The following is a 2,318-nucleotide window of genomic DNA, read 5'->3' on the forward strand; positions in this document are numbered from 1 at the left end:
CGCGCAAGAGCTTTGTTGGCCCTTGATTGTCGCGGAGCGTCAATCAGCGACGGCTTTGGGTGTCGCGTGCGATGGCGGGCGTCCGGGACCGCGTTTTCGTTCGAGGGCCGTCCGCCTACGATAGCTCTCGACGTTCATCTCGACGATGGTGGCGTGGTGAACGAGGCGATCGATGGCGGCGAGGGTCATGGCGGGGTCCGGGAAGACCCTGTTCCATTCGCCGAAGGGCTGATTAGCGGTAATCAGCATCGAACGCCGCTCGTAGCGAGCACTGATGAGCTCGAACAGCACGCTAGTCTCGGCCTGGTCCTTGGAGACGTAGGCAAGATCATCGAGGATGACGAGGTCGAAGCGATCGAGGCGATTAATGGCGGCCTCGAGGTTGAGCTCGCGGCGAGCCACCTGGAGCTTCTGGACGAGGTCTGTGGTGCGAGTGAAGAGGACGCGCCATCCGTTCTCAATGAGGGCCAGGCCGATCGCTGCTGCCAAGTGACTCTTGCCGCCGCCGGGCGGGCCGAACAGGAGCAGATTGGCGCCCTTGCCCAACCAGCCGTCGCCTGCGGCGAGCGCGCTCACCTGCGCCTTGGAGACCATCGGCACGGCCTCGAAGTCGAAGCTGTGGAGGGTCTTTCCGGCGGGCAGCCGCGCCTCGACGAGATGGCGCTCGATGCGACGACGACCGCGTTCGGCGATCTCGTGCTCGGCAATGGTGACGAGGAAGCGAGCCGCCGGCCAACCTTCCTTGTCGGACTGCTCGGCGAACTGTGGCCACAGCACCTTGATGGCGGGCAGCCGCAGCTCGTTCAGCAACAGATTGAGACGCGCTGCGTCAACGGTGTTGGCCGTGCTCATGCGGCACCTCCGATCTCGGCGGCACCGATGAGGCATTCATAGCTGGCGAGTGGCGCCAGATGCACCACGACGTTCGGCACGTGGGCAAGATCGGGGGCGAAGTGAACGCGCAGCCGGTTGAGGTCGGGCAGTCGGCCGGCGTCAAGGTCAGCGGCGAGCTGGTCGGCGAGTTCGGCCTCGCAGCCGCGCTCATGGGCGAGAGCGAGCAGATCGACCATGATCCGGCAGGCCTTCTTGTCGGGCAAGCGTTTGCGCAAGGAGTCGAAGGCTCGGCGGTAAGCTTCGCGCGGGAACAGCCGATCACGATAGACCAGATTGAGAAGCGCCATCGGCTTGCGCCGCAAGGAATGGATCACGTGCCGATAATCGACGACCTGGTCGTGCTTGCCATTGGGATGCGGCCGCCCACGCGGCAGGGTGAGCAGATGCGTGCCGCCGACGAACACGTCGAGGTGATCGTCGTACAGGCGCACCCGCAGCCGATGGCCGATCAAACGCGACGGCACCGTGTAGAACACCTTGCGCAAGGTGAAGCCACCGGACGACGTCACGTGAACGATCACCTCTTCGTAGTCCGATGTACGGCGGTCCGGCAGAGCCTGAAGTGCGGCACGCTCGCTGTCGATCCGCCTAGCGTTACGAACATTGCGGCGGCTGACGATCTCGTCGATGAAGCCGCGATAGGCGGCGAGATCATCGAAGTCGGCGGTACCACGCAGCAACAACGCATCGGCGATCGCCCGCTTGAGATGGCCATGCGAGCTCTCGATCGACCCGTTCTCGTGGGCGACGCCGCGGTTGTTGCGGGAAGGCCGCATGCCGTAATGGGCGCAGAGCTCCTCGTATCGCGACGTCAGATCGTCCCTGGCGTTGCGGTCGAGATTACAGAAGGCGGCCGACAGGCTGTCGGTCCGATGCTCGCGCGGCGTGCCGCCGAGAGACCACAAGGCATTCTGCAGGCCTTCGGCCAGGGCGACGAAGCTCTCGCCGCCAAGCACGACATGGGCGTGCTCAAACCCGCAATAGGCCAACCGGAAGTGATAGAGGCGATGGTCGAGCGGTGCGCCCGCAATCGTGACACCCAACTCGCCCACATCCGTAAAGTCGGACAGGCCGAGCTGACCGGGTTCGTGGATCTGGCGGAAGATAACCTCCTGCTCCTCGCCGTTGATCGCCCGCCAGGCGCGGATCCGGCGCTCCAGCGTGCGACGGATGCCGGCGCCGAGCTCAGGATGGCGCCGTAACATCTCCTCGAAGATCGCCACGGGCCGTAACCCGGGAGCGGCCTTCAGCATCGGCACGATCTCTGTCTCAAACACACTGGCTAAGGGATCCGGCCGGCGACGGCCGCGGGTACGCTTCTTCTGCGATGGAAGGCGGCGATCCTTCTCGATCCGGTAAGCGGTCGAGGTGCTGAACGACGACTTGGCGGCGGCCACTGGCGGGCTATCGGTCTGACGGTACTT

The 2,318-nt window shown here is 64.8% G+C and carries 2 protein-coding genes; both read right to left on the reverse strand.

The window, feature by feature from the left end; all coding sequences use genetic code 11:
• Positions 1-39: 39 nt before the first annotated feature.
• Positions 40-852, reverse strand: coding sequence for an IS21-like element helper ATPase IstB (istB, locus tag Q2941_RS51315; protein WP_458197503.1), 813 nt, complete (start codon positions 850-852; stop codon positions 40-42).
• Positions 849-2,318, reverse strand: a 1,470-nt coding sequence (istA, locus tag Q2941_RS51320; protein WP_458197504.1) for an IS21 family transposase, incomplete at its 5' end; no start/stop codon positions are given. The genes istB and istA, both read right to left, overlap by 4 nt.

The sequence above is a fragment of the Bradyrhizobium sp. UFLA05-153 genome (assembly GCF_054185185.1).

What these genes read in the sequence shown, in the direction of transcription:
- istB (WP_458197503.1), bottom strand. Translation starts at nt 852, where the DNA reads ATGAGCACGGCCAACACCGTTGACGCAGCGCGTCTCAATCTGTTGCTG.